Source organism: Shewanella frigidimarina (assembly GCF_003797125.1).
Taxonomy (GTDB): Bacteria; Pseudomonadota; Gammaproteobacteria; order Enterobacterales; family Shewanellaceae; genus Shewanella; species Shewanella frigidimarina.
In genome coordinates this window covers 321,186-346,765 of record NZ_RKKE01000003.1, presented here as the reverse complement: position 1 = coordinate 346,765, position 25,580 = coordinate 321,186, and the positions used below count along the sequence as shown (strand labels likewise).

22 protein-coding genes and 1 tRNA gene are annotated in these 25,580 nt (G+C 40.9%); 13 read left to right on the top strand and 10 right to left on the bottom strand.

Annotation, left to right across the window (positions count from 1 at the left end; translation table 11 throughout):
* The first annotated feature begins 278 nt into the window (after positions 1 to 278).
* From EGC86_RS11005 to EGC86_RS10995, 3 genes are all read left to right on the top strand, one after another.
* Complete coding sequence (locus EGC86_RS11005; protein ID WP_412457740.1) at positions 279 to 902, top strand: YchE family NAAT transporter; 624 nt, start codon at positions 279 to 281, stop codon at positions 900 to 902.
* Between the two features lie 231 nt (positions 903 to 1,133).
* Positions 1,134 to 1,223: transfer RNA gene (locus EGC86_RS11000), tRNA-Ser, on the top strand.
* Positions 1,224 to 1,406: 183 nt separating this feature from the next.
* On the top strand, positions 1,407 to 2,726 hold the full coding sequence (locus EGC86_RS10995) for a DEAD/DEAH box helicase (RefSeq protein ID WP_059743683.1): 1,320 nt from the start codon (positions 1,407 to 1,409) through the stop codon (positions 2,724 to 2,726).
* Positions 2,727 to 2,779: 53 nt separating this feature from the next.
* Here the strand turns inward: EGC86_RS10995 and yegS are convergent, their stop codons facing one another.
* Entirely contained in the window at positions 2,780 to 3,709 is a 930-nt protein-coding gene (gene yegS, locus EGC86_RS10990; RefSeq protein ID WP_123777599.1) for a lipid kinase YegS, read from the bottom strand.
* 270 nt (positions 3,710 to 3,979) lie between these two features.
* Between yegS and EGC86_RS10985 the strand changes: the two genes are divergently transcribed.
* The 5 genes from EGC86_RS10985 (at position 3,980) to EGC86_RS10965 (ending at position 8,482) form a co-directional block, all read left to right on the top strand.
* Positions 3,980 to 5,779 (top strand): DUF885 domain-containing protein, encoded by a 1,800-nt coding sequence (locus EGC86_RS10985; RefSeq protein ID WP_123777598.1) that lies wholly within the window; start codon positions 3,980 to 3,982, stop codon positions 5,777 to 5,779.
* Between the two features lie 158 nt (positions 5,780 to 5,937).
* Entirely contained in the window at positions 5,938 to 6,600 is a 663-nt protein-coding gene (locus EGC86_RS10980; protein ID WP_123777597.1) for a response regulator transcription factor, read from the top strand.
* Positions 6,601 to 6,705: 105 nt separating this feature from the next.
* Positions 6,706 to 7,830: a M14 family metallopeptidase gene (locus EGC86_RS10975; protein WP_123777596.1), complete on the top strand. Its 1,125-nt coding sequence runs from the start codon at positions 6,706 to 6,708 to the stop codon at positions 7,828 to 7,830.
* Between the two features lie 56 nt (positions 7,831 to 7,886).
* Complete coding sequence (locus EGC86_RS10970) at positions 7,887 to 8,204, top strand: zinc ribbon domain-containing protein (protein ID WP_123777595.1); 318 nt, start codon at positions 7,887 to 7,889, stop codon at positions 8,202 to 8,204.
* A complete protein-coding gene (locus EGC86_RS10965; protein ID WP_102037777.1) occupies positions 8,201 to 8,482 on the top strand; it encodes a YeaC family protein in 282 nt (93 codons plus the stop codon). The genes EGC86_RS10970 and EGC86_RS10965 overlap by 4 nt, the downstream gene beginning before the upstream one ends.
* A 134-nt stretch (positions 8,483 to 8,616) precedes the next feature.
* Here the strand turns inward: EGC86_RS10965 and ansA are convergent, their stop codons facing one another.
* A complete protein-coding gene (gene ansA / locus EGC86_RS10960; protein WP_059743669.1) occupies positions 8,617 to 9,630 on the bottom strand; it encodes an asparaginase in 1,014 nt (337 codons plus the stop codon).
* Positions 9,631 to 10,024: 394 nt separating this feature from the next.
* Positions 10,025 to 11,869 (bottom strand): signal peptide peptidase SppA, encoded by a 1,845-nt coding sequence (gene sppA, locus EGC86_RS10955; RefSeq protein WP_123777594.1) that lies wholly within the window; start codon positions 11,867 to 11,869, stop codon positions 10,025 to 10,027.
* 163 nt (positions 11,870 to 12,032) lie between these two features.
* Here sppA and EGC86_RS10950 point away from each other — a divergent pair, with 163 nt between their 5' ends.
* Entirely contained in the window at positions 12,033 to 14,048 is a 2,016-nt protein-coding gene (locus EGC86_RS10950; RefSeq protein ID WP_123777593.1) for an oxidoreductase, read from the top strand.
* A gap of 154 nt (positions 14,049 to 14,202) precedes the next feature.
* Here the strand turns inward: EGC86_RS10950 and yghU are convergent, their stop codons facing one another.
* Together yghU and EGC86_RS10940 are read right to left on the bottom strand one after the other, a co-directional pair.
* Complete coding sequence (gene yghU, locus EGC86_RS10945) at positions 14,203 to 15,072, bottom strand: glutathione-dependent disulfide-bond oxidoreductase (protein ID WP_123777592.1); 870 nt, start codon at positions 15,070 to 15,072, stop codon at positions 14,203 to 14,205.
* 148 nt (positions 15,073 to 15,220) lie between these two features.
* Positions 15,221 to 15,895 (bottom strand): haloacid dehalogenase type II, encoded by a 675-nt coding sequence (locus tag EGC86_RS10940; protein ID WP_245423142.1) that lies wholly within the window; start codon positions 15,893 to 15,895, stop codon positions 15,221 to 15,223.
* Positions 15,896 to 16,184: 289 nt separating this feature from the next.
* Here EGC86_RS10940 and EGC86_RS10935 point away from each other — a divergent pair, with 289 nt between their 5' ends.
* Positions 16,185 to 16,478 carry a hypothetical protein gene (locus EGC86_RS10935; RefSeq protein ID WP_123777591.1) on the top strand — a complete coding sequence of 98 codons (294 nt, stop codon included), beginning with the start codon at positions 16,185 to 16,187 and terminating at the stop codon, positions 16,476 to 16,478.
* Between the two features lie 216 nt (positions 16,479 to 16,694).
* On the opposite strand, the gene EGC86_RS10930 is transcribed toward EGC86_RS10935, so the two are convergent.
* Positions 16,695 to 17,021 (bottom strand): EF-hand domain-containing protein, encoded by a 327-nt coding sequence (locus EGC86_RS10930; RefSeq protein ID WP_123777590.1) that lies wholly within the window; start codon positions 17,019 to 17,021, stop codon positions 16,695 to 16,697.
* Positions 17,022 to 17,491: 470 nt separating this feature from the next.
* Positions 17,492 to 18,355, bottom strand: a complete 864-nt coding sequence (locus EGC86_RS10925; RefSeq protein ID WP_123777589.1) for a PA4780 family RIO1-like protein kinase — start codon at positions 18,353 to 18,355, stop codon at positions 17,492 to 17,494.
* 614 nt (positions 18,356 to 18,969) lie between these two features.
* Here EGC86_RS10925 and EGC86_RS10920 point away from each other — a divergent pair.
* From EGC86_RS10920 to EGC86_RS10910, 3 genes are all read left to right on the top strand, one after another.
* Positions 18,970 to 20,118, top strand: coding sequence for a BamA/TamA family outer membrane protein (locus EGC86_RS10920; protein WP_101087074.1), 1,149 nt, complete (start codon positions 18,970 to 18,972; stop codon positions 20,116 to 20,118).
* A complete protein-coding gene (locus EGC86_RS10915) occupies positions 20,105 to 20,938 on the top strand; it encodes a hypothetical protein (RefSeq protein ID WP_245423141.1) in 834 nt (277 codons plus the stop codon). The genes EGC86_RS10920 and EGC86_RS10915 overlap by 14 nt, the downstream gene beginning before the upstream one ends.
* A 422-nt stretch (positions 20,939 to 21,360) precedes the next feature.
* The gene (locus tag EGC86_RS10910; protein ID WP_102035939.1) at positions 21,361 to 21,657 is read left to right on the top strand and encodes a hypothetical protein; all 297 of its coding nucleotides are present in this window, start codon (positions 21,361 to 21,363) and stop codon (positions 21,655 to 21,657) included.
* Between the two features lie 23 nt (positions 21,658 to 21,680).
* Here EGC86_RS10910 and yfaE read toward each other — a convergent pair whose 3' ends face one another.
* From yfaE to nrdA, 3 genes are all read right to left on the bottom strand, one after another.
* Positions 21,681 to 22,082 (bottom strand): class I ribonucleotide reductase maintenance protein YfaE, encoded by a 402-nt coding sequence (gene yfaE, locus EGC86_RS10905; protein WP_102035938.1) that lies wholly within the window; start codon positions 22,080 to 22,082, stop codon positions 21,681 to 21,683.
* On the bottom strand, positions 22,072 to 23,202 hold the full coding sequence (gene nrdB / locus EGC86_RS10900) for a class Ia ribonucleoside-diphosphate reductase subunit beta (RefSeq protein WP_101087077.1): 1,131 nt from the start codon (positions 23,200 to 23,202) through the stop codon (positions 22,072 to 22,074). Before nrdB ends, yfaE begins: the two co-directional genes overlap by 11 nt.
* A gap of 72 nt (positions 23,203 to 23,274) precedes the next feature.
* A complete protein-coding gene (nrdA, locus tag EGC86_RS10895) occupies positions 23,275 to 25,563 on the bottom strand; it encodes a class 1a ribonucleoside-diphosphate reductase subunit alpha (protein WP_059743649.1) in 2,289 nt (762 codons plus the stop codon).
* Positions 25,564 to 25,580 lie beyond the last annotated feature (17 nt).

The window sequence follows — 25,580 nt, the reverse complement described above, 5'->3', positions numbered from 1 at the left end:
AAAACAATATTTCAAGTCCTGCTGTAGGTTAAATCATCATATTGATGCTAATTAGAACAGTCTGGTGAAATAAAATAACTAAAAATGCGTGTTTACGTAAACTGTCAATATGATATCAAAACATAAATAATAGACGTGACATTAGTTTTTGTATGGTAAAAAGGTCTATCAAATATAAAAAATTTCATTTGGGGAATGGCAATGTTTCAGCTACATTAGCGCCCTCAGAATCGAGCTTCAAATCAGGTAATATCAAGAGGGTGTAGTTAGTGGATTTTATGCTTTATATCAAGTTCTTTCTAGGACTGTTAGCCATCATTAACCCAGTAGGGTTATTGCCTGTATTTGTGAGCTTAACCAGCCATCAAACTGAAGCTGATCGCCAAAATACTAATCGTGATGCAAATATGGCCGTAGTGATCATTCTATTGGTGACGGCAATAGCAGGTCATTACATTCTTAGTATGTTCAGTATTTCATTATCGGCTTTTCGTATTGCCGGTGGTAGCTTGATTTGTATTATTGCGATGTCGATGTTGCAAGGTAAAATCAGTGAAGTGAAACGTAACCAAGAAGAAGACCGTGAGTCTTCAGGAATGGAATCTGTTGCAGTTGTGCCATTAGCTTTGCCATTAATGGCTGGTCCTGGTGCCATTAGTGCGGTGATAGTGTTTGCGGCGGAGCATCACCAAATAACCAACTACATTGGTATGTTTTTAACCATTATGACCTTAGGCCTTGTTAGTTGGGGTTTATTTCGTATGGCGCCAATGCTGTTTAAACTATTAGGTAAAACTGGCATTAACGTTATTACCCGTCTAATGGGTCTACTGATGTTGTCTTTAGGCATTGAAGTGATTGCCGCGGGTGTTAAAGGACTTTTCCCTACCTTAATAGGTTAGTTAGCTTGTTAGTTGCTGTGCATTTGTGCAAACGCTTGATAGTGGGGTTTTTTAGCTTGACCCGCTATCATCATTTGCGTAAAGTACGCCTCGATTAGCACTGCCGCGGTTAGTATTAAGTGGTTTTGTATTATTGAGAGGTCATTATTCCACTCAATAGAATCAAATATTAAGTACTGCCTTTTTATCTGATGTCTTTTAATGGTATGGATAAAAAGTCAGTCACAAATTGGTGAGCTGGCTGAGTGGCTGAAGGCGCACGCCTGGAAAGTGTGTTTAGGTTTATCCCTAACGAGAGTTCGAATCTCTCGCTCACCGCCATATTATGAAAAAAGACGTCTTCGGACGTCTTTTTTCATTTGTGTTTTAATACAATACTGACAATTTGAGTGATGCTTCGTCTCGCCGTTGTCTAATATGACTTTATATTAACGAGGTGTTAGCGCTTGTTATGCGTAGCCTCTATAATGCTTTATTCTTGTTTTACTACTGAGACCCACTTTCATGCCTTTTTCGACACTTGGATTACGCGACACGATTGTCAATGCCCTACATGAAGTGGGATACAGTCAGCCGACACCTATTCAACAACAGACTATTCCGGTTATTTTAAAGGGTAAGAACCTGCTCGCCGCTGCGCAAACTGGTACCGGTAAAACCGCAAGTTTTGTATTACCAATATTAGAACGCTTAGCCGACACTGAAATCCAGCGTGCAAAACGTATTCGAGCGTTGATTTTAACCCCAACTCGCGAACTCGCAGTGCAAGTTCACGCCAACGTAGTGCAGTACGCCAAGCATTTATCGTTAACCTCTATCGCCATTTATGGTGGGGTTGATGAAAAGCCGCAAAAACAAGCCTTAATTGATGGTGTGGATATTTTGGTGGCAACACCTGGACGTTTACTCGACTTATATACTCAACGTGCCGTGCACTTTGATGAAGTTGAAGTGTTGGTGCTTGATGAAGCCGATAGAATGCTCGACATGGGCTTTATCGAAGACATTAATAAAATCATCGACAAATTACCTTCTGAACGTCAGAGTTTATTGTTTTCTGCGACGTTATCAAACCAAGTGCGTGCGTTAGCGAAAACGGCCATTAAACGTCCTGTAGAAATTTCAGTGATTGCTGATCGCGATTCAGCACCGAAAATCGAGCAGTGGTTAACGACGGTTGATAAAGATAAAAAATCAGCTTTATTAAGTCATTTAATTAAAACCGAAGAGTGGAACCAAGCACTCATCTTTATCGAAACCAAACAAGGTGCCGCCAAATTGGTGAGTCAGCTTGAAAAGCGTGATATTGCTGCAGAGTGTATTCACAGTGGCCGAAGCCAGCCGGTGCGTGAACAAATTTTAGCTGATTTTAAATCGGGTAACATTAAATACCTTGTGGCTACTGGCATTGCGGCGCGCGGTATTGATATTGACGATTTATCTCGTGTTGTTAATTATGACTTACCTTATCCGGCCGATGACTATATTCATCGTATTGGTCGTACCGGTCGTGCGGGCGCTGCTGGTGTTGCTATTTCTTTTGTGTCCAATGATGACTTTAAAAACCTGTGTATGATTGAAAGCCGTTTAGGGCATTTAATTGAACGTAAAGAAATAGCGGGGTTTGAACCCTCGAAGCCAATTCCTATTTCAGTGTTGAATTTTATTCCTAAAAATCGTCAGCATAAATCAACATCAGCGACAGACCGACCAACGCTGAGTTTGGGCAAGTCGAAAACAGCTTCTGCTGATTTTAGAAAAACCAAACCATCTAAAGCGTCAACTACGCCTAAGGGTAACAAACCTAATCCCTGGAACATTTAAGTTGATTAGGTAAACGATTAACTCAGTTATCGTATTGGTGATTAAAGCGGAATTTATATTCCGCTTTTTTGTGTGGATTGTTCAAGGCAAGGGCAGTTTGGCGGCAATACAAACTGAATGGCTTTTGGGAGAACTTCAAAACGCATTTTTTTGGTTGGATAAGGTTCGCCATCTAAATTAAGCGGTAACTTGATAGGAAAATCAATTTCTAACCAACGGGTTTGAAAGTGATAACAAAACTTAGCTTCATGACTCATGGCTTGTATTTCATCTAACACCACCGGGATATCAAAGGTTGAAAATGACTTCAACAGGGTAATATCCATCAAACCGTCATCAATTAATGCATTGGGTGCCAGCATTTGCCCACCGCCAGCTTGCTTATTATTGCAAATGGCGCCCACCACAATATCACCATTGAACGTTCCTTTATCGGTGGTAATACTGCCTTGATAAGGCTTAAAGCCTAATGCTTTAGCCAATCCGACTAAGGTATAAGCTCCACCGCCAAGAAAGTCTTTTAATTCTGTTGGGGTTTCTGCGGTGACTTGCGCGCCAAACCCGGCGACTGCCGCATTAATAAAATAATTATTGTTGGCCCGGATGATATCAATAGGGTAGCTGTCACCATGAATTGCCAGTTCCAGAGTGGATTGAATAATATTGCTAATACCGCACGCTGTGGCGAAGTCATTTGCAGTGCCTAATGGCAGCACGGCTATTTCGAGCTTATGATCCTGTTGTGGTTGTTGCATCAGGGCATTTACTGCCTCATTAAGCGAGCCATCACCGCCGCCAATCACGACTCTGCCGACATTATCGGCTATGGCTTCTGTTATAAAACGCAACATATCAGCGCTTTCCCAAGAGACTCGCACGTCAATCGTATGGCCCTGCTCGCGCAAAGCGATAACCGATTGTCTTATGTCGACATTGGTGGCCTTTTTACCATTAAGTAGTAGTCGGAGATGTGTTAAGGGCATCGTTAAGTTCTCTGTTAGTTATTTTGGAACGGTCACCAGACAAAAAATACGTTTTTAAGTCACAAGTAGTTGGCCTATTCACGATTTTTCTGTCACAAAAGATGTCTGCTTGATGCAAAACAATGACGAACATGATTAACTCATTATAATTGTCGTAAGATGAATTTTTATTCATATCTTCGCAACAAAAATCTTTGTGCACGAAAGCGATATGCATCAAAAAATAAGTTTATATACACTAAAAAATAATAACAATGTAAGGGATAACTAATGAAAAAATCTTTACTTGCTTTGGCGGTTTCTTTTGCCTTGGCTGGATTGGTAGGTTGTAGCGATGACTCGGTTAAGCAAAGTCCACAAACCAAGGCCGTTACTGCTGAGGCTAGCACAACTAGTGCTGCGGCAGCATTAAACTTTAACGAATATTCACAACAGTTTATTGATGAGCTGTGGGCATTATCACCAACCTGGGCGCTGTACAGTGGCAAACATGTTAATGATGGCTATTTAGATATCCCAAATCAAGCAAGCCGCAACAAAACGTTGGCATTTGTTAAACAACAGCAAACGGCGCTAGCCCAATTTGATCCGCAGTCACTAACGGCTAACGAGTTAATTGATTATAAATTACTGAGTAATTTAGTGGAGTCAATGCAATGGGAAATTACACGCTTTAAAGGTTGGCAATGGGACCCGTCAAATTACAATGTTGCCGGTGGTTTTGCGCAAATTATCAATGAAGACTTTGCGCCGTTAGATGAACGCTTAACCTCTGTGATTGCACGTCTTGAAAATGTGCCAGCCTATTATGAGGCCGCGCGAAATAATATTAGTGAGCCGACACTTGAGCATACCCAATTAGCCATTATGCAGAATCAAGGCGCATTTTCGGTATTGTCTGCCGAGTTAGCCCAGCAAGTCACTGATTCAGGCTTAAGCGCAGAGCAGAAAGCGTTATTTGCTGAGCGTTTTGATGCCGCTACTGCAGCAATTAAACAGCACATTGAGTGGTTAACCGCGCTTGAAACTAAGCTAACCGAAAATGGAGGCCGCGATTTCCGTATTGGTGAAACCTTATACGAAGAAAAGTTCGCCTTTGATATTCAGTCTGGTATGACGGCTAAACAGTTATATGACAAAGCTGTGGCAGATAAAAATCATGTTCAGCAAGAAATGGCTAAGATCACCGATACCATTTGGTCAAAATATATCGATACCCCAAAACCAGACGATGAGAGACAAGCAATTCGCCAGTTGATTGATGTGTTATCAACCAAACATGTTAAACGAGAAAACTTTGTAGCCGAAGTGCGAAAGCAAATTCCAGAGCTGATTAAGTTTGTCAATGACAAACAACTGGTAACGCTTGATCCTAAAAAGCCGTTAATTGTTCGTGAAACGCCTGAATACATGCGCGGTTTTGCCGGAGCGTCTATCAGTGCACCAGGACCTTATGACAAAGGCGGTAATACTTACTACAACGTTTCACCCCTTGATGACATGAGTGATGAGTCTGCAGAGAGCTATTTACGTGAATACAATCACTGGATTTTACAGGTTCTGAATATTCATGAGGCTATCCCAGGGCATTACACGCAATTAGTCTTTTCTAACCAATCTCCTAGTTTAGTGAAAAGCTTATTTGGTAATGGTGCCATGATTGAAGGTTGGGCTGTGTATACCGAACGAATGATGTTGGAAGAAGGCTATAGTAATTTTGAACCTGAAATGTGGCTGATGTATTACAAATGGAATTTACGGGTTATTTGTAACACTATTTTAGATTACAGCATTCAAGTCAATGGAATGGGCGAGCAAGAGGTGATTGACTTGCTCGAGAATGAAGCATTCCAACAACGTGCTGAAGCTGAAGGAAAGTGGCGCAGAGCCACGTTAAGTCAAGTTCAACTGACGAGTTATTACGCCGGTTACCGTGAGATTTATGATTTCCGCGAACAACTTAAAGCTAAACAAGGTGAGAGCTTTGATTTGAAACAGTTCCATGAACAGTTTTTAAGTTACGGTAGTGCGCCAGTTAAGTTCATTAAGCAGTTGATGACAGATAAATAGACCTATGACGTCTCACTCATAATTGTGACAAATGTCTCAAGGCCTGAAGTTTCAGGCCTTTTTTGTTAATGAAAAGGGTCACAGGGTGGATTAAATCTGGTTTTGGGTAAATCAATATGATAATCTTAATGGTAATCGTTATCATTAAGTAGCTGAGCATGAAGAATATCCTATTCATTGAACATACCCTTTCCGATAAAAGTGACGTAGGTCGACAGTTAAATGAGCAGGGCTACAGTGTTCATCGGGTTAATAATGCCTTTGATGCGTTGATCCAAATGGAGACTCTGCAGCTTGAAGCCATATTATTAGATTTTTCGGTGCCCAAAATGGATTCATTTTGGTTGCTGGTCGCACGACAAAGCCGAACCCCTATTATTGTATTAGCAGAAAGTAACAGCGAGCTTGAGCGTATTAATGCGTTAGAGTTAGGCGCCGACGATTACCTCACTAGACCGATTAATATCCGCGAATTGCAGTTACGTCTTAATGTACTCCATCGACGCACCCAAGCACCGATTAACGATGCTGTTAATGGCAGCATTGGTTTTGATGATACCTCCTATACCATTAGCTTTGCCGATAAGTCGCTCGTGTTGACGCAAACAGAATATCGATTATTCAAATATTTATTTGATAGGCAAGGCGAAGTGGTTACTAAAGAAGAATTACAACTTCGAGTGCTGCATAAAGAACTTGGACGTTTTGACCGTAATTTAGACATGCATATCAGTAATACTCGCCGTAAATTAGTCAAACGTAATTTACCACGCGAACTAATTAATACCGTTCGCGGTCAAGGTTACAGCTTTAGCTTTTAATGGTTCACACCAATTGCCGCATTTGATAAGCTATGGCGCATAAAATAAGGCTAATACAAATCGTTATTAAGCCCAAAATAAGCGCAAGCAATAAAGGATAATCTAATGCGGATTACAGCAAACTTTGACGGCGGCAATATTGACGTCATTAATCTAGACAAACATGATGATATACAACTCGCCATTCGTCCCGATTTTGGTGGTGAGTTTTATCAATGGTTTAACTTTCGTTTAGAAGGGGAAGTCGGTCAGACATATACCCTTAATATTCTCAATGCCGGTAGTGCATCTTACCCAAAAGGTTGGGAAGAGTATCAAGCCGTTGCCAGTTATGATCGCCAAACATGGTTCCGATTACCTACTCAGTATGTCGATGGCAAATTAACGATCCAAGCTGAGCTTGATTGTGAAGCCATTCAAATTGCTTATTTTGCACCGTACAGCTACGAACGTCATTTAGATTTAATCAGTGAAGTGCAATTACATCCAGCAGTGAGTCTTGAACATCTTGGGTTAACGCTTGATGGTCGCGACATGACTTTGCTTAAAATTGGTGATGCTAACCCAGATAAAAAGAATATTTGGATCACTGCACGTCAACACCCTGGCGAAACCATGGCTGAATGGTTAGTCGAAGGCTTGCTAAATCAATTACTCGATAGTGATTGTCCAACTTCTAAAGCCTTATTAGACAAAGCCAATTTCTATATTGTGCCTAATATGAATCCAGATGGCAGCGCACGCGGCCATTTACGTACTAATGCTGTAGGTACTAACTTAAATCGCGAATGGCAAACACCGTGCTTAGAAAAAAGCCCTGAAGTGTATTATGTCGTTAATAAAATGCATCAAACTGGTGTCGATTTATTTTACGATGTACACGGTGATGAAGGTCTTCCTTATGTGTTCCTTGCCGGTTGTGAAGGGGTACCAAGCTACAACGATAAAATGGCCCAATTACAACAGCAATTTCTCAGTGCATTGACCATTGCCAGTGCTGATTTTCAAACAGAGTTTGGTTACGATAAAGATGAGCCAGGTAAAGCGAATTTAACCGTGGGTTCTAACTGGGTAGCCAATACGTTCAGTTGTTTATCGAACACGTTAGAAATGCCATTTAAAGATAACGCCAATTTAGCCGACCCATTTGTGGGCTGGTCTCCAGAACGTTGCGTATATTTAGGTGAAGCGTCTTTAGTTGCGATGCTAGCAGTGGTTGATAATTTATAATCGCGACCGTAAGCGGTAATTTTTATCTTCAGATGATCAAGCAGGTAGAATGAATTATGGCCTTAGTTGCATGTCCTAAATGTCAAAAGCGTATTTCAAGTCTGGCTAAGCAATGTGAGCATTGTAAGACAGACTTGAGCGGTAATACTGAGTCATTAACGATTATCAGTCACATTGAGCGTTCAAATAGCTTAATGACCCAAAGCTTTATTTTTTTGACATTGTTTATAGCAGGGGTTGTAGTGTGGTTTTGGGGAGGAGAGCCTGCACAAGGGCTAACTTCTTATATCGCGATTGCAAGTTTTGTTATTGGCTTTACGGGTTATCTTGTTACCAGAGTTAGAATAGTGTTACATAAACGGAAATCAGTATGAACGATATCAATAAAGTCATTGATGAAATGCCTGAAGAAGTATACCTACGCTTGTTGTCTGCAACGGAGCTTGGTAAGTGGGATGACGGCACAGTATTAACAGAACCACAGCGTGAGTCGACCTTACAAGTGGTGATGTTGTATCAAGCGCGTAAGTTACATCAAACTGAACATTTTACTATCGCAGCGGGTGGTAATATTAATGAGCTGTCCAAATCTGAGCTGAAAAAACAATTTAAAGGCGATCCTATCGCCGAGTTTAAAGAAGCTGATTTATAATCATCTGAAATTGAATAATATGTGTTATCAGTAATGGATATTATAAGACAAAAAATGCGAGCTAATGAGCTCGCATTTTTATTCAGCTTTTATGTGGTTAAGATAATAACCACATAAAATATCAATAACGTAATCTAGTCCGTCGTCAGTTCACCAATCAGATTTTCCTGCATACGTTGCTTAATTTGCGCTGGGGTTAATCCTATAGACAACAAATAATGCAATTTGGCTAATGCCGCTTCAATGGTCATATCAGCACCACTTATTACCCCAGCTTGAGCTAAAGCATTACCTGTAGCATAACCGCCCATATTGACTTTACCCTGGAAACACTGGGTTAAGTTCACCAAGATAATACCGCGTTCATCGGCTTGTTTAAGTGTATCCAGTAGTTTCTTATCTTGTGGAGCATTTCCCACACCGAAGGTCAATAAAATTAGCGCCTTTACGGGTTGCTGTAAAATATTATTGAAAATATCTGTGGAGATCCCAGGGTAAAGCGTTACCACACCTACAGGTTGCGGACTGATGGTAACAACCTCTAACGGGGCACCCGTTGGCTGCGTTATTTTACCCGCTTTGAGGTTAATTTTAATGCCGGCTTCTAGCAACATCGGGAAGTTAGGCGATGCAAACGCATCGAATCCGTCAGCATGGGCTTTGGTTGAGCGATTACCACGAAACAGTTTGTTATTAAAAAATAAACAGACTTCTGCAACTGGGTAGTTGGCCGCAATATAAAGCGAATTGAGCAAGTTGGTTTGACCGTCTGAACGTAACTGCGCCAACGGAATTTGTGAACCTGTTACGATAACTGGCTTGGATAAACCTTGCAGCATAAATGACAAGGCCGATGCGGTATAAGCCATGGTGTCTGTACCATGTAAAATGACGAAACCGTCGTATTTTTCATAGTTGGCTTGAATATCATTAGCTATCATTTGCCAGTCTGTCGGCGCCATATTGGATGAGTCGATTAATGGGCTGTATTCATGAATCACAAACTCTGGCATTTCAGTATGGTAAAACTCGGGCATTGACTGAACACAATCGGTTAAGAACCCTGATACTGGCACAAAACCATTAGCGGTCTTTTGCATCCCGATGGTACCGCCAGTATAGGCAACGTAAATTGAACGTTTTGTCATGTATGTAGGCTCTTCTTTAACAGCGATTGCAGATTGCGCAAATATACCAATTCCAATAATTATCTGGTCATTCAGCGGGAGTTCTGCGCCTTTTAGGCAAGTAATAGGATTGCCGACATAGTTGTTCTACGTCAAAATCATATTGAGCAGCATAAAAGGTGCAGAAACCCGCCCTTGGGAGCCACTCAGGCTTTCCATTTATTTGTTGCATTGTTTTACAAGGGAACAACCATTCTTTCAACAATGCGCCTCAAGCTGAAAAACCTGAGTTACTCTGATTGAGCACATAATTAATGAAATTGGTATTATACGAGTTTATTTATCGATCCCCAATAAAAAAGCCTGCTAAGCAGGCTTTTTTTGAATAATCTTCATATTGCGGTCATTTGAGTGATTAGTAATTACAGTTTTCGCAATACATATAGACATGATTAGGGTCATCAAACATCGACAATGTTTCAAATGCACCAGCCCACTGCTTGGCAAAGCGCTCAATGAAACTGGTTTGACGAACACTGTCTGGAACATAAGCCACAGTAGCGCCCATAATTTGCTGCATCAGTTGTTGTTCAGCGCTAAGCTCTTGCTCAATCACTTTAACGTCGAACTTGTCCATTTTCGCTAAATCAGCAGCTTTGGCTAATGCCACATCCATATCACCCAGTTCATCAACTAGGCCTAAGGTGAGTGCGCGTTTACCTGTCCATACACGGCCTTGAGCAATATTATCTACTTGCTCTAGCGTCATATGACGCTCTTTTGCTACCAGAGAAATAAACTCATGGTAACCCCGTTCAATATGACGTTGTACTACCGCGGCAACTTGTGGGTTTAATTCACGTGCAGGCGATAAACCTGCCCAATCAGATGTAGCTACACCATCAGAGGTTACACCAAAATGATTAAGTGCTTGCTCAAACGTAGCGAACATACCGAAAATACCGATTGAACCTGTTAGGGTTGTTGGCGTAGCCACAATATAGTCGGCACTGGCTGATATCCAATATCCGCCTGATGCAGCAAGGCTACCCATACTAACAACCACAGGCTTACCTGCAGCTTTTAGCGCTAACACTTCTTGACGAATTTGCTCTGATGCAAATGCACTACCACCAGGGCTGTCAACACGAAGTACGACGGCTTTCACTTTATCGTCAAAGCGTGCTTTCATGAGTAATGCAGAGGTACTTTCGCCACCAATTTGTCCGGCAGGTTGTTTACCGTTAAGAATCGTGCCTTTAGCAACGATAACGGCCACTGCGTCTTGTTGAACAAATTTAGGCATTGGTGCGGTTAACGCTCGGTAATCATTAAAGCTAATTTGCTTAAAGTTTTTACCTTCTTTATCACTGCCTACACGTTCAATCATAGCGACACGGAATGCATCAGCCGAAGCGAGTTCGTCAACCCATTTCATGTTTACAGCCATTTGAGCACTGTCACCTTCAGCTTTATCAAGCTGAGCGAGATACTCATCTGTACTTAACACTAATTGATCAGGACCGATTTGACGGTTGCTGGCAACAATAGTCGAATAGCTTTGCCAAATATCATTTAACAATTCTTTACTGGCGACTTTGTCGGCATCAGACATATCGTCACGAATAAAGGGCTCTACAGCTGACTTAAACGTTCCCACTCGAAATACGTGAGTGGTGATTTTGAGTTTTTCAAGTGCTGCTTTGTAATATAAGCGGTAACGGCTTAAGCCATCAAGCGCTACCATACCTTGGTTATTAAGGTATATTTTGTCTGCAAAGCTGGCTAAAAAATATTGATTTTGATCATAACCATTGGCCATTGCGATAACTGACTTATTGGCGGCTTTAAACTGAGTTAATGCTTCACCAATGGCGGTCATTTTACTAATGCCGGCATCACGAAGATCAGCTAAGTCCAATACGATACTGGTAATGCGGGCGTCTTGAGTCGCATTATTAATCGTATAAAGTACGTCAGCTAATAGAATTTCACCTTCTGGATCATTCGCTTGCCCTTGGCTAAGTGCCATTTCTATTGGGTCTACATAATGTTTTTGGTCCACTATGCTCCCAGACAAATTCAGCACTAATGCTGATTGATCTTCGACGACAATTTCATCTTCGCTGTTGAGAACTACCACAGCGATGACAGCCAACAAACCAAAAAATATTACGTTGATGATGAACTTACGGATACCGTTTACTGTATTCCATAACAGTAAAAACATCCTTTTTAAAAACGAGGGTTTAGCGGACATTTGCCACTCCTTTATCAGTCTAATGTAGTCATCCTAACTGAAAATCAATAAAAATGTGAAATTCAATTGTAAAGGTTTTTAACAAACGAGCGTTTAAATGATTGAGCAAACTTTACTGTCGGGGTATGCTGGTTTAAATCACTTGTTTAAAAAGGATGTTTGAATGTCGTTTCCACACTTATTAGAACCTTTAGATCTAGGCTTTACACAGCTGAAAAACCGCGTGTTGATGGGCTCCATGCACACGGGTTTAGAAGAAGAAAAAGGCGGATTTGAGAAACTGGCAGCATTTTATAAAGAACGTGCTCAAGGTGGCGTAGGGTTAATTGTTACCGGCGGTATCGCCCCTAATTTACGCGGCCGTTTAGCGCCGCACGCCTGTCAATTAAGCTTTTCTTGGCAGGTGGGTAAACATAAAATTGTTACCGATGCCGTGCATGAAGCGGGCGGTAAAATCTGTATGCAAATCTTACACGCTGGCCGTTATAGTTATCATCCTTTTAGCCTAGCGCCGAGCAAAGTAAAATCGCCCATTACCCCGTTCACTCCCTCTGCGATGTCTGCTCGTCAAGTACGCTCGACGATAAAAGACTACGCTACCAGCGCGGCATTGGCGAAAACAGCCGGCTATGATGGCGTTGAAGTCATGGGGTCTGAAGGCTATTTGATTAATCAATTCATCAGTTCGCGCACCAATAAACGTAACGATGAATGGGGCGGAAGTTATGAAAATCGGGTTAAATTCCCGATTGAAATCGTTAATGCTATTCGTCAGAAGGTCGGCAGTGACTTTATTATTGTGTTCCGTTTATCGATGCTCGATTTAGTCGATAATGGTTCAACGTGGGACGAAGTCGTACAGCTGGCAAAATCGCTTGAGCAAGCTGGTGTAAGTATTATTAATACCGGTATTGGTTGGCATGAAGCCCGTGTACCGACGATTTCGACCAGTGTACCGCGTGGGGCATTTTCTTGGGTAACCGAAAAACTCAAAAAAGAAGTCAAGGTGCCGTTAATTGCTACAAACCGGATTAATACTCCAGAAATTGGCGAGTCGATTATTGCATCAGGTCAAGCTGATATGGTGTCAATGGCCCGGCCATTTCTTGCCGACGCTGAGTTTGTGAATAAAGCGGCAGCTAATACTCCTGAATTGATTAATACCTGTATTGGTTGTAATCAAGCTTGTTTGGACCACACCTTTTCGATGAAGCGGGCAACCTGTTTGGTTAATCCCCGAGCTTGTTATGAAACCGAAATTAATTTTACCCCAACAACCAGTAAAAAACGTATCGCTGTTATGGGCGCCGGTCCTGCGGGAATGGCGTTCTCTGTATATGCAGCATCCCGTGGTCATGAAGTGGTATTGTTTGAAGCCAAGTCAGAAGTGGGTGGTCAGTTCAATTTAGCGCGTAAAATTCCGGGTAAAGAAGAGTTCAATGAAACTATTCGATATTTCATTAACCAAATTAAGCTACATAACGTTGAACTGCGCCTAAACACTAAATTGGATGCGGCAGTGTTAGCTAATGAGAAATTTGATGAAGTGGTCATCGCCGCGGGTGTGGTGCCACGAGCGCTGGAATTACCGGGTTTTGATAATCCTAAAGTGGTCGATTACCAACAAGTATTAACAGGCCAAGTTGAAATAGGTAAAACGGTAGCATTGATTGGTGCTGGCGGTATTGGTTTTGATATGGCGCATTTCTTATGCGAATTAGAATCGAGCACTTTGCAACCCGATAAATGGTTAAAACAGTGGGGCATTGATAAAACCTATCAGAATGCTGGCGGGTTAACTGTAGAAGCCGAACATATTCCAGGTCGTGAAGTGTATTTACTGCAACGTAAAACCACCAAAATGGGCAAAGGTTTAGGTAAAACTACTGGCTGGATCCATCGCAGTGTGTTGAAGCAACATCAAGTTCATATGAAAACTGGCGTAAGCTACGAAAAGTTTGATGAACAAGGTCTGCACATTAAAATCGGTGAGCAATCTGAAATTCTTGCTGTAGATAACGTGGTGTTGTGTGCCGGACAAACGTCGAATCGCAGTTTGGTTGATGAAATGAAAGCCAGTGGATTACCTGTACATTTAATTGGTGGAGTAGATGTGGCGGCTGAATTAGATGCTAAACGCGCTATCCGTCAGGGTGCAGAACTTGCGATGAGTATTTAATTGTCACAGACGTCTGGCTTGACATAACGTTCACAATTTTCGTTGTTTCGGCCTCTGATACGTCAATATAAAAAGCCTTCTGTAATGCAGAAGGCTTTTTAGTATCCCAATAAAATAAGTCAGGATACAATCGCGTCAAACTTTAGCGGCTGACTTATTTTACTGTGCTAGGACGCAACTTAAGCACCTTATCAATATCTTCTGCGCAATGACGCTCAGGAACTTGTTCCCATTCTTCGCCCCAAGAGCGATTGATGATACGACCACGTTGAACCCCTTCACGAGTTTCAAGCAATTTAGCCCAACGAACAACATTGGTATATGACTCTACTTCCAGGAATTCGGCTGCATCGTATAAATTGCCCAAGACTAAGTTGCCATACCAAGGCCAAATAGCAATATCTGCAATGCTATATTCTTCACCAGCAATAAAGGTGTTTTTTGCCAGTTGTTTATCTAACACATCTAACTGACGTTTAACTTCCATAGCAAAGCGATTAATTGGATATTCCTGTTTTTCATCGGCATAAGCATAGAAATGACCGAAGCCACCACCGAGGAACGGCGCTGAACCTTGAGCCCAGAACAACCAGTTAAATGTTTGTGTTCTAGCTTTGCCATCTTTAGGGAGGAATTGGTTAAACTTCTCTGCTAGATGAACCAAAATTGAGGCAGATTCAAATACGGTTTCGTCTTCACCAGCTGACTTATCCAATAAAGCGGGTATTTTTGAGTTTGGATTGACTGCAACGAACCCCGACGAAAATTGATCCTTTTCCCCGATGTTAATCAGATAAGCATCGTATTCAGCTTCTTTAATGCCTAAGGCCAGTAGCTCTTCTAACAGAATCGTCACTTTTTGCCCGTTTGGTGTGCCAAGGGAGTAGAGTTGCAAAGCATGCTTTCCAACAGGCAGCTCTTTATCAAATCTTGCACCTGACTCTGGGCTATTAATGTTTGCCCACTTATTCGCGCCATTGGTATTATTTTGCCAAACTTTAGGTGGGGTATATTGGTTAGTCATGAAATATCCTCGTGCAACCTGTTAGCAGGTTAAGTAAATTGATAATGCGCTTAGCACAATGTTGTTAGTGTAGCGTGTAAAGTTTTAATGTATTAGCATCAACGCGTATGAGTTATGCTTTTATTGTTTAAATGCAGCATGTTAGTTATTACAGGGAATCGAGCTGTTCACTTAATTCGATTAAATTACCGACGGTGATGTCAGGCTCAATGCCCCAAGGATCAAAAATTTTTTTACTGTCTCTTTGGATCCAAGCAGTATTCAGTCCGGCGGCTTTTGCACCAATGACATCCCATGGATTGCTCGACACCATCCAACAATGATTGAGCTCAGATTGAGTACGAGTCATTAAATAATCGTAAACAGCAGGGTTAGGTTTAAATGTCTTTAGATCATCGACACTGATAACGTCATGTAGTTGAGGTAAAACGCCCGAGTTTTGCATAAGTGTACGAACCGCAACTTCAGGTCCATTGGAAAAAGCGGCCAAGGTATGACCTTGATTACGCAGTAATGCTAGTCCAGGAATGACATCATCAAAAGCCTTGAGTTGACCAAATTTAGCCAGTAAATCTTGTTGTTCGCTGTTTGACAGTGTGACGTTGAAAACAGATAAACAATATTGCAGAGCTTGTTGAGTACACACACCGAAATCTTCATATTGTTGCATTAAGCCACGACGAAATGCATATTCGACTTTTTTATCGTGCCATAATTGACCAAATTCTTGTGCCTTGTCGCCAATCAATTGTTGCAGATGCTGGCCCATATCCACAGGATCCACTAATGTGCCGTAAACATCAAATCCAATCATTTTTTGCATGTTCATTGTTCCATTTGGGTTGTGAGCCAAGTGCTTAAGCTCTTTGTCATTTGATATACTTGTCGATAAGCTTTATCTGTAGTGATTTTGCGCGCTCATAATGTGAGCCATGAGTTACTATAAACTAACTATAACATTCGTTCAATTATTATTTTGAGCGAGCGTTCCAAATTATGTAAGCGATTAAATGGCATTAGCTTGAACTGCTGTATTGGCGTTCAAGGAAAACTTTGATGCAGAGTTAATTCATTGTATTATATTGATTAAAAATTATTGAAGGTAATGTTAAATGGAGTGTCCTCGTTGTAAGGGTATCTTTGCTCGTAAAGCGCTTAAACAAGTCCGTAAAGGTAAACATGGGGTTGAAACACAGTGCCCTAAATGTGAGCGATGGTTGATGTTCGAGCCTAAAATGATGATGACCAAAAATATTGGCTTATTCATTTTGTTGGTATTCAGTGTGGCTAACTTCTTCATCGACAACACTGATTATCGCTTAATATGCTCGTTTTTAGGTTTTGCGGGTGCTTGTATTGCTTTTTATGGCGTATTTAAAAGTAAGCTTATTGCAGCGCAGGAGTAATGGGTAATGGGTAATGGGTAATGAGTAATGAGTAATGAGTAATGAGTAATTTTAGCGATGGTGTTGAAATATGGCGCTATACTTTGCTGGTGTAGATACAACTAAGTCGTTTGCTATGCTATAGCGTATTTAAAAGAGAGGTGATGCTGATTACCTCTCTATGGCGATGTTGATTATTACCCCGTTCAGAGGTTATGTAGATATTCCAAACTGAGATTATTTAGAATTTCTCATCATTTCCCGATGAGATTGAAATTCTTCAGCATCAATAAACTTATTGTGATCCAAATCGATACGCTCAAACATTTCATCACAATACGATGAGTTTTTTAACAGACGACCTTCAGATTCACGCAATGCTTGCCTGGCTTTTTGAAAGCGCTCAAACTCTTCTTCAGATATCAATTTGTCTTGATTAGTATCAAAATCAGAAAATGCAGGCATCTGAGACATTCTCATCATTCCATTTTCATTTCCGATAGCATTAGCTGACATAGAAATAGTAAGACAAACTAGTAATACCGATAGAACATAGCTACTCATAATATTCTCCTTGTTAACGTTTCAATATCATTATACGCCTATTTACCCATGCAAAAAACAAGGTTATATAAAGTATGTAAATTGATCATATTACTTTTTAGCAAACATAACGGTTTACTCATGGCTATGTGGAAAAAGGAACAAATTGACGTTTAGCCAGTAATGAGAGTGCTTTTGCACACGATAGCGTTAACAAGCGTCGCATAAAAGTGCAGTGTTTAGGCGGCTAGCGGTTATGGTTAACCAACTTGCTTAGTTGAGATGAGCGTCTTAATTTGGTACTAATTTGGTATTCACTAGGGGGGAATTAGCTGTCAACTCGGGTTAGCTTGGCGTTAATTAAAGGAGAAGGGCTAATTAAATAGGGAGACATTAATCTGACAATTTATTCGATAGTATATTCGATCACTTATTCGATAATTTGTCGGTAAGCCTCCCTAGGTGTTCACATGAGGATATAAACGATCGATTTAATACTCGTCGTTGTTTGCATCACTCATGCGCTCGCGTCTTTCTTGCGCTTCTTCAAATGCAGCGTTGATTTCTTCTAATACAGAATCGACGTCAGCCGCTGTTGTGTCTTCTTCAAATAAACCGGTCAATTGTGTTTCCGGCGTTAATTCACCTTGTTCATACAAGGCCCACATTTCTTTAGCATATTTTGTTGCGGCTAATTCTGGGGCAAATTGAGAATAATAGTCTGTCATATTATTCACATCACGAAATAACATCGCTTTGGCATTATTGTTTGCTGATGCATCAACAGCTTGGGGCAGGTCAATGATAACCGGTCCATTCTGATCTACGAGCACGTTAAACTCTGATAAATCGCCATGAACAATACCTGCACATAACATTCGTACGACATAACCCATCATAACGTAATGCTGCGTTTGCGCTTGTTCAGCACTCATCTGAGTAACATCATTTAATCGAGGTGCAACATCACCATGAATATTGGTGATCAACTCCATCAATAGCACTCCATCAAAGCAGCCATAAGGTACTGGTACTCTAATTTTAGCGGCGGCGCATTTATATAACGCGTCGACCTCGGCATTCTGCCAAGCTTTTTCTTGTTCTTCACGACCGTATTTAGAACCTTTTTCCATGGCTCTACCACGACGACTGTTTTTGGTTTTTCGACCTTCTTGATATTGTGCTGCTTTTTTAAAACTGCGCTTAGTGGCTTCCTTATACACTTTGGCGCAGCGAATCGCATCGCCACATCTGATCATATAGACCGTAGCTTCTTTGCCACTCATGAGTTGGCTTATCACTTCATCGACGAGACCATCGTCAACCAGTGGTTGTAATCGTATAGGCGTTTTCATAGCGTCGTTATACCTTACTTGCGCGCTGGATGATATATCTAAGGAAATAATTTTTACTTGCTGATGGGCTACTGATTAAATGAGGCTCAATAGTACTGAATTTGTGCTTTGTAGACTCTTGTTTATTAGATGAAAATGCTGTAGCCATTCAGCTAAATATAGTCGATTCTGATCCTTTTACCGAAAGATATCGATGGGGTGAATGTTGAGTTATCACTAAAAAGAGCTGCCAAACGTGTTATATTAGCGGCCGTCATTTAGCGTAATGATATCAGTTGCGCCTATAGATTAAAATATTGCTGATGGTACGCCTAAACTAACGTTAGGTATAAAGGCCATCATTTAACGCAGTATAATATCTTGTATTTAATGATGAAGAACTTCAGCAAGACTTAAGTTCTTCTTCAGTCAGTATTGAGTGATGAGTAGGATAATCTTTTTTGATTTAGTTATTATTTGATTTTTATCTGAATCGGCTATTATTTGAAGCGATTATTGTCGATAACAACCATTTATACTGAACGCTATGGCGTTAACACATTGAACAGTGATTCCAAATTTGGCATGGAAGTCATCATGCGCACCTATTTTTTTAACATTTTAATAGAGTTTTTATGAAACGGACCTTACTTTTAACACTATTTGTTTTTTCTAACGCCGCAACCGCAGTTGAACCTTTATTTGAAACCCCCAAAGATATGCAACCAACATGGATTGATGACATCTTGTCGGTTTTTGGCGCGGATGGTGAATTCGATGATACTAAAGCTATTGATATGAGTTATTTACCTACGGCTTATTACACCCCAGAGAAAAAGTTTGGTGTGGGTTTACTTATGGTGGGGTTATACAAAACAGATAACGCATCAAGTGAACAACAGCCTTCATCATTGGTGTTGAATTCATTTGCTTCTGTGAACAATTCTTATGGCGTCACGGTAGAAAATATGACGTTTTTAAATCAAGGTAAACAGCGTTTGTTGCTTGACTTAGAACTGCATAATGAAGCTGCTGTTTATTATGGAATAGGGATTGAACAAGGCGACCAAGACCTTAATCATCATGAGTTCAAAGAACAACTGTATAGTTTTAAGCCGCGTTGGATGACCGAAGTTGCCAGTAACTATTTTATTGGTGTGGGTGCTGACTTTATTTATACCACGGCCGACAGCTTAGAATTAGTCGCAACAGAAGCTCCTGTGGATTCAAGTACGCTTCTGCCAGACAACTTTAGCTCAGGTGTTGTAGTAACCAGTATTTATGATTCAAGAGATTACCGTTTAAACGCAACAAAAGGCTGGTTATTTCAGGTTGATGCTGGATTATACCAAAATGACCAGTTCGATTCGTTTTCTACTTATAATATTGAATTAGCGAACTATATAGATTTAGGCTCGACACCGGGTTTAATCGCATGGCAAGTGCAAGGTCATCTAACCAGTGGCGATGTACCTTGGAATCTATTACCTGATCTTGGTGGCTCCGACGCGATGCGAGGTTACATTAGAGGCCGATATCGTGACGAGCAAATGATGATGGGGCAAGTTGAATATCGCTTACCAGTGTTCCAACGTTATGGCATGGTATTTTGGGGCGCTGTTGGTAGTGTGGCACCTAAAGTGAGTGAGCTAACCGATACGCTATTAACGGCCTATGGCACAGGATTTCGATTCAAAATTAAAGACAATATTAATTTACGATTTGATGTAGGGGTCGGTGAAAATGAAACTAACTTCTACCTAAATGTGAATGAAGTCTTTTAAGGCGATACTATTGAATATATTAACGTCGCGAATAAAACTTATGATGACAGGGTGTCGTAACAACAGATCGTTGGCGGTAGCTGGTTTCCTAGTCCCGAGAATACTGATAAGTGTGTGTCTGGTTAGTGGCTTATTGCAAAGTAATAGAGTCTTGGCCAATGACATCCCACAAAGTTGCCAGCGAAGCTTCAATTACTCTATTTATCTCAGTGGACTTCACACAGGTGAGATGAGTCGTACTGAGAACTGGCAGGGTAAGTCTGCTGTTATCATCTCTAAGAGTGAAGCCAGTATTTTAGGAATTGGTACTCAATATCAACAACGTACTGAGTTATCGTGGTCAAATAACAGTAATGAATGGTTAACTGATAGTTTTCATCAACAGGTAACTGGTTTTCGTTCTCGAGACATGCAAGCCACTTTTTACAATAATGGCCTCGAGTCACGCGTGGATATTGATGGCGATATTGAGAATTATACCTCAAGCCAAATTCCATTAAGGGATGTGGACACCTTAGCGATTCAAATCCGCGAAAACTTGCTCGGCGGCCGACGTCAATTTGCGTTAATTAGGCAAGCTTCAGATGCAATTGAACCTTATCAGTTTTATGTGAAGGACAAATTAATCACCACTATCGGCTCTTGGGGGGAGATACAGCTTATTCCGGTAGAGCAAACTGGGGCCGAAGAGGTGACGTATTACTTTGCACCAAGTATGAATTATCAACTGGTAAAAGCCCATTATCATGGGATGATTTTGCAAGGGGTTATTGAGCTTGAACGTTATGTTTCATCTTGCGATACCATGTCTGAGAGTTAACCTTAACTCGTGATAAGCAGCAAGTTCAGTAGCCGTTTAATTCACTAGCCTCATTGACGCGTCAATGAGGCTAGTTTACACAATATGATTACAATGAATGAATAGATACAATAGTGAATTCATTTACTCGTTATGGGCGGCTGACTCATCATTATTTATGCTAGTTATTTTAGCATTAGCCATTATCCACACTAGTCAATAATGACTAAATAATTGCTCCCGATACCTTTCTATTAGCCCTGTAAGCTCATCAATAGACTTCATTTTTTACAACCTATCTAACGATACCTCTGCGACATAAGCTCGATGGCTAACATGATGGAATCTTGTCGTCTATATTATATGATTTTGGCTGGTGAATATGCCCACAAATTTATATCGAATAGGTATAATTTGCTGCTGATGTTCCCATTGGAGATACCATGGCCAAGGTAATCAATAAAGCCATTTTTAGCAGTCGGATATTGTCGATAAACCTGGTAACTTATCATACTCATCACCGAGTGATGGCCCATATCGATCCGGTACAACAAGGCCGCTATTACAAACTCAATTTTGTCCTTGTGCAACCTAAAGTCGGTGGGGTGTTTCTGTGTGCGAAATGCATCATGAACTTATGGGGGCGAGTGTATTTATTTCGTCCTGATAAATATGAGCATAGCGTGACTAAGATTGAGACGGGTAAACGCGTGTTGTTAAGTATTGCTTTGAATATCTAGAAGGGTGTTAACGGGACGATAAGTTAACGTTCGTGGGCAAGTTTAGGGCTGTTAGTCTGTAATTGTTGGGTTAACGCAGTTGTTTGCTTATGAGTGTCATTGGTTGAGGCATATTGACGTTTAGCCACCACTTGCACACCTTCAGTTGATAGTTTGAGATTTAAATCACCCTCAGGCACACAACAACAGGGCAGACATTCATCTGATTTAAGTTCAGCTAGTGGCTCGGAGAAGTATTTAACTTCTCCTGATATCACTGTGGTTTTACACGCGCCGCAAAATCCATTACGACACTCTGAAAACACTTTCACTTTTTTCGACTCAAGCGCTTCTAATAAGCTTGAATGTTGGCCGTCAAATAAAATAACCGGCTGTCCTTTCAAGCTTACAATTGGGGCTTTTTTGAAAAGTTTTTTATAGGTCAAAATCTAAAAACTCATCGCCATCAACAGAAGAATCAATTTGACCAACAAGATAAGATGATACTTCTACTTCTTGTGGGGCAACTTGTACTGCATCACTTTCTAACCAGTTTTTCATCCACGGTAGTGGATTCGATTGTTCATCATAAGGTTGAGGTAAGTGAACTGACTTCATCCGTTGGTTAGTAATAAACTCAACGTACTGGCATAAAATCTGTTCATTTAAGCCAATCATCGAACCGTCTTTGAATAAGTACTTGGCCCATTCTTTTTCTTGTTCCGCCGCTTTGACGAATAAGTCATAAGCTTCTTGCTTACACTCCGCAGCAATTTCTCCCATTTCTGGATCGTCTTTACCACCCTGCATCAGAGCTAAAATGTGTTGTGTACTATTGAGGTGTAATGCTTCATCACGGGCAATTAAGCGAATGATTTTAGCATTACCCTCCATGACACGGCGCTCTGCAAAGGCAAACGAACAGGCAAAACTGACATAGAAGCGAATCGCTTCTAAGGCATTAACTGACATCATGCACAAATATAATGACTTTTTAAGAATACGTGAATTAACGGTGATTTCTTTACCGTTAATAATGTGCGTTCCTTCACCTAACAAGTTATTAATCTGGGTGAGGTTAATCAAGTCATCGTAATAAGCGGCAATATCACCGGCACGCTTTAAAATTTCGTCATTTTGAACAATATCGTCAAAGACCACAGACGGGTTATTAACAATATTACGAATAATGTGAGTGTACGAACGCGAGTGAATGGTTTCAGAAAATGACCATGTTTCAATCCACGTTTCCAATTCAGGTAGCGATACCAAAGGCAAAAATGCCACATTCGGCGAGCGGCCTTGAATTGAGTCTAGCAAGGTTTGGTATTTCAGATTTGATAAGAAAATATGTTGTTCATGTTCAGGTAAATTACCGAAATCAATTTTGTCACGGCTGACATCAACTTCTTCTGGACGCCAGAAAAACGATAATTGCTTTTCAATTAGTTTTTCAAAGACTTCATATTTCTGTTGATCGTAGCGTGCCACATTAACCGATTGACCGAAAAACATCGGTTCTTTAGTCGAATCGTTAGGTGTTTGACAAAATGTTGAGTAAGCCATTATTTAGGTGTCCTGAAAACGCATTTTTCAAAAAGCGGGGAAGGCCCCCGCTAAATATACATAAAGTGATGATTATATCTTACACGCACCGCCACCACAGCCATCGTCTTCTTCTTCGACAGCAATAATGTCGTCAAACTGATCCGAAGCACCGTCGCGAGTATTATGATAATACAATGTTTTAATGCCCAGTTTGTATACGCTTAACAAGTCTTTTAACAACGTTTGCATCGGTACACGACCGCCTTCAAAACGGCTAGGATCATAATTGGTGTTGGCCGAAATAGCTTGGTCGATAAACTTCTGCATTAAACCAACAAGTTGGATATAACCATCGTTGTTTGGCATATTCCACAGTAGTTCATACTTATCTTTGAGCAATTCAAAATCAGGAACGACTTGCTTTAACTGACCATCTTTACTGGCTTTAACGCTGATTAAGCCGCGTGGAGGCTCGATACCATTGGTCGCATTTGAAATTTGCGATGAGGTTTCAGACGGCATTAGCGCAGACAAGGTTGAGTTACGTAAACCGTACTGCTTAATGTCGCTACGCAAGCTTTCCCAATCCATGTGCAATGGCTCGTCGCAAATCTTGTCTAAATCACGCTTGTAAGTATCGATAGGTAAAATACCTTTCGAATACGTAGTCTCGTGGAATAACGGACATGCACCTTGCTCTTTAGCTAAGTTCATTGACGCTTTCAGTAAATAAAACTGAATTGCTTCAAAGGTCTTATGAGTTAGGTTATTGGCTGAACCGTCTGAATACTTTTTACCGTTTTTAGCTAAATAGTTAGCAAAGTTAATCACACCAATACCTAAGGTACGACGGTTCATTGAACTCGTTTGTGCGGCTTTGATTGGGTAATCTTGGTAATCAAGTAAGTTATCGAGTGCACGTACGGCTAAATCAGCTAATGGCTCAAGTTCAGATAAATCTTTAATTGCGCCTAAGTTAAGTGCTGACAAGGTACATAACGCGATTTCACCGTCTGGATCATCGATATTAGTCAGTGGCTTAGTTGGCAAAGCAATTTCTAAACATAAGTTAGATTGCTTAATTGGCGCAACTTTAGAGTCAAACGGGCTGTGAGTATTACAGTGATCGACGTTTTGAATGTAGATACGGCCAGTGGAAGCACGTTCTTGCATCATCAATGAAAACAGTTCAACCGCTTTAATTTGTTTTTTGCGGACATTGCTGTCTTGCTCATACTGAAGGTATAAACGTTCAAACTCAGCTTGATCTTCAAAGAATGCATCGTAAAGACCTGGCACGTCTGATGGGCTGAATAAACTGATGTATTCGCCTTTAATCAAACGTTGGTACATTAATTTGTTTAACTGCACACCGTAGTCAAGATGACGTACACGGTTGTCGTCAACACCACGGTTGTTTTTAAGGACTAGTAGCGATTCAACTTCTAGATGCCATAAAGGATAGAAAAGGGTTGCTGCGCCGCCACGTACGCCGCCTTGAGAACAAGACTTCACCGCAGTTTGGAAATACTTATAAAAAGGTAAACAACCAGTGTGGAAAGCTTCACCGCCACGAATAGGGCTACCAAGGGCTCGAATACGACCAGCGTTAATACCAATACCAGCACGTTGGCTAACGTATTTAACGATAGACGATGCCGTCGCATTGATTGAATCCAAGCTGTCATCACACTCAATCAACACACATGAGCTGAACTGACGTGTAGGTGTACGCACACCGGCCATGATTGGCGTTGGTAAAGAAATCTTAAACAGAGACGTCGCGTCATAGAAGTCTTTAATGTACTTCAAACGGATTTCTTTTGGGTAACGGGCAAACAAACATGCAGCCACTAAAATATATAAAAACTGGGCGCTTTCGTACACTTCATGCGTTACACGGTTTTGAACTAGGTATTTACCTTCAAGTTGCTTTACCGCGGCATAAGAGAAGTTCAAGTCACGCCAGTGATCGATATAGGTGTCGAGGATGTCTAATTCTTCACGGCTGTAGTCAGCCATGATATGCATGTCATATTTACCAATTTCAACTAACTTGGTGACATGGTCATATAACGTTGGTGGCTCAAATTGACCAAATGCTTTTTTACGTAAATGGAACACCGCTAAGCGGGCAGCCACAAATTGGTAATCAGGTGACTCAGGAGAGATCAAGTCAGCCGCGGCTTTAATGATCGTTTCATGAATGGCTTCTGTTGGAATACCATCAAAAAACTGCAGATGAGATCGAAGTTCTACTTCAGATACTGAGACGTTTTTTAATCCCTTGGCTGCCCAAGTGATCACGCGATGAATTTTATCTAAATCGATAGATTCACGTTCGCCACTGCGTTTAGTGACTGTCATATTGCTATTCATTGAAGAGAGGCCTTGGT